Source organism: Alkaliphilus peptidifermentans DSM 18978 (assembly GCF_900101495.1).
Taxonomy (GTDB): domain Bacteria; phylum Bacillota; class Clostridia; order Peptostreptococcales; family Natronincolaceae; genus Alkaliphilus_C; species Alkaliphilus_C peptidifermentans.
In genome coordinates, this window is record NZ_FMUS01000062.1 from 1 (window position 1) to 2,818 (window position 2,818).

The following is a 2,818-nucleotide window of genomic DNA, read 5'->3' on the forward strand; positions in this document are numbered from 1 at the left end:
AGTTGTTGTTCGTAGCCGATGTAACCCATCTCTTTTCCCCCGATCAAACGAATACTTAGCCCACATCATTCTTATGGCATATTTCAGATAACGTTCTCGCATTCCCGACGTGTCCGTCCCGCTAGGGTTGGCGCAAGACTTGCTCTTCCCTATTACCGTCCTAAATTGCAAGTCTTGTGACAGAGGACATGTGGGCGGCTCACATCAAAAGCTCGCCCCTCCGCCCCTTGCGGGAATGCTCGTGTTATGTAAAGTCGCGCGCCCCGCGAAGCCAGAGGTCGAAAGGACGTCTGCCCCTTAAGTAATCCTTACATTTATTTCATTAGCTCTCTTTATTAACTTACCATATAAATAAGCATCATATTTATCAAAATGGGCATCTGTAAATTCATCTATTGTGAACCAACTGACACCACTATTCTCATCTTTATTAATTACAAGTGTTTCTTTGTCACTTGCAATAAGAACATATGCAACAGAAAGATGTAGATGGGCATTTACATACTTATCTTTTCTCATATGTCCAAAAACAGGTAATATATCAATTGATAAAATATTTTCCGAAAGAGGAATCACATTATTTACACCAGTTTCTTCTCTTGCTTCTTTAATAGCAACTTGAAGTAAGTTCGCATCTCCATCTGCATGACCCCCAGTCCATGCCCATGAGTTACGAATGTTGTGATGAACCATTAATACTCTATCTAATGAATAATTCATTATGAAACCAGAACTTGTAATGTGTGCAATTTCATTATTTCTTGATAAAATGTTATGTGAAAACTGTTTTATATAATCAAGAATTACCTTTTTATCTTGGCTTTCTTGATTATTGTTAGGAATAAACTCATTAATTTTTTTAATAAAATCCATATAATCCCTCAATTCGTCTATCTATTTATTTTATTTAAAATGAGCTATCTAACATTAACCCACTCACTTTGTTTTATAATCCGACGCAGGACGCGGCGGTTTCTGCGTGCGATTTTATATAACGTCTAGCTTCTCCGACGTCCAGGAGCTGGACCCCCAGAGCCTTACTTCGTAGGCGGTGCTGTGCACCCGGCGAGTGGATGTGGTGCGGCTTACTTCATGACCTCGCTCCAGAGCCCTGCTTCATGCTCCTACTTTCCCGCACCCTTTGCGGAGAAGCATTGTTATGTAAAGTCGCGCGCCTTCGAAGGCCAGAGGGAGCCACGGACGGCGACCCCTGAACAAACCCCAATACCTCGCTTATTTCACATTTTATAAAAATGCTAACTTGATCAACTGTTGATCTTTATATTGAACGGTAGCCATAAATAATAAAACAGCCATTGTCCTCTTCATAAGAAATATTATATTTTTTTAAAATAGCGGTAAACTCTTCTGTTTCATCAATGATTTTGTCAGGAATTAGTCTACCTTGTCTTTCAGAGTAACGTGGTCTAACTTTTATCCATTCAACAGCATAAAATGGAATAGCATACATATCGCCTCCTAAATAACCATCTAAATAAAGGCCCCAATCTCCATGATACCCAACATCTTTATCAAATTGATGATATAAAGTTTCTTCTTCGTATATAGCTTTAATAACAAAAGAGGGCGGGAAAGGTAATTCACTTATCCCTTGCTTTAGTTCTCTCCATTTTGTGTTATTCATAACACTGAACATATTTTTTTCCATAACAATTCTTAGAACTTTCTCTTTGAGCAACATTCTTATCCCAACCTTATGTAAAAAGTATAAATTGAACCACTTGTTATTTTTACCTTTGTAAATTGACAAAATCTCCAAAGTCAAGTCCTAAAATCACTCCGGCACACGATGCGCCGGCCTTTGCGCGCGATTTTATATAACGTTCCCGTGTTTGCGACGCCTTCGAACTGGACCCTCTTGCCTTTTCCCCTTAGCGGTGCTTGCACCCAGTGAGAAGTGTGTGGTGCGCTGATTTTTCCTTTAATACGTACTGCCAGCACCCTCGTACAATATCGTTAGAACATTCGACGGAAAATATGATCTTCCCTTCGTGAACATTCTGATAATTTTTTTTAAATAGTTCGTGTTTAGAATTAACTTCTTCTTATTTAAATCTCTTCATTTGACTCTTTTTCTCTGTCTATGTTCTGAGTAAGTAGAAGCTGAATATATAAGGTGGCTCAACTGGATAATTCATAGTATAATATCTCCAGAATAGAGGTTAGGCGTACAGCACCCTGGGAACTTTTAAATACTAAAAGTCTATACCCATAACCAAGTTAGCCAATCCATCGGTGTGTTCTATGTTTAAGCTGGTTGGGTTTCCTATTTATTCAGGAACTACCCGTGTAACTAACGAGGCTATCTGACTAACCGATAGAAATGGATCCTCTATTTTTGTCTTGAAAGGAGAGAAATACTACAATGTCTAAATTTTACAATACACCTGTCATCGGTGTGAATGTTTCTGCTGATTTTTCAATGGTAGCAGTTCTAGCACCTAACGGAGATATTCATACTAAACCTTTTAAAGTAAATCATAATGCTCAAGCTTTCGACTACTTACTTAAAACAATAAAAAAAGTAGAAGAAGAGTTTTCCGTGAAATCAGCACTTTTCATGGAGGCGACTGGAATTTATCACCTTACTCTTTTCTACTTTCTCCAAGATAACAAAGTGAACAGCTTTGTCATCAACCCTCTTGTTACTAATTGTAACAAGAATAAGAACATACGAAAAGTAAAAAATGATAAAATCGACGTGGAGTGGTATAGCCTAACTGGACACATATAAATGTACATTGCTCCTGTTTACTTAAAATTACAAACTTAATTGAAATTTTTCTAATTTATCATT

Annotated in this window: 3 protein-coding genes; 1 reads left to right on the forward strand and 2 read right to left on the reverse strand. The window is 37.8% G+C overall.

The window, feature by feature from the left end; genetic code table 11:
• Window positions 1–297: 297 nt before the first annotated feature.
• Window positions 298–873: an NUDIX hydrolase gene (locus BLP68_RS21180; RefSeq protein WP_091547742.1), complete on the reverse strand. Its 576-nt coding sequence runs from the start codon at window positions 871–873 to the stop codon at window positions 298–300.
• A gap of 406 nt (window positions 874–1,279) precedes the next feature.
• Window positions 1,280–1,702, reverse strand: coding sequence for a DUF6678 family protein (locus tag BLP68_RS21185; RefSeq protein ID WP_091547744.1), 423 nt, complete (start codon window positions 1,700–1,702; stop codon window positions 1,280–1,282).
• Between the two features lie 684 nt (window positions 1,703–2,386).
• Between BLP68_RS21185 and BLP68_RS21190 the strand changes: the two genes are divergently transcribed.
• Entirely contained in the window at window positions 2,387–2,755 is a 369-nt protein-coding gene (locus BLP68_RS21190) for an IS110 family transposase (RefSeq protein ID WP_091547745.1), read from the forward strand.
• Window positions 2,756–2,818 lie beyond the last annotated feature (63 nt).

Coding starts and splice junctions, on each gene's coding strand:
- BLP68_RS21180 (WP_091547742.1), bottom strand. CDS start 873: ATGGATTTTATTAAAAAAATTAATGAGTTTATTCCTAACAATAATCAA.
- BLP68_RS21190 (WP_091547745.1), top strand. CDS start 2,387: ATGTCTAAATTTTACAATACACCTGTCATCGGTGTGAATGTTTCTGCT.
- BLP68_RS21185 (WP_091547744.1), bottom strand. CDS start 1,702: ATGTTGCTCAAAGAGAAAGTTCTAAGAATTGTTATGGAAAAAAATATG.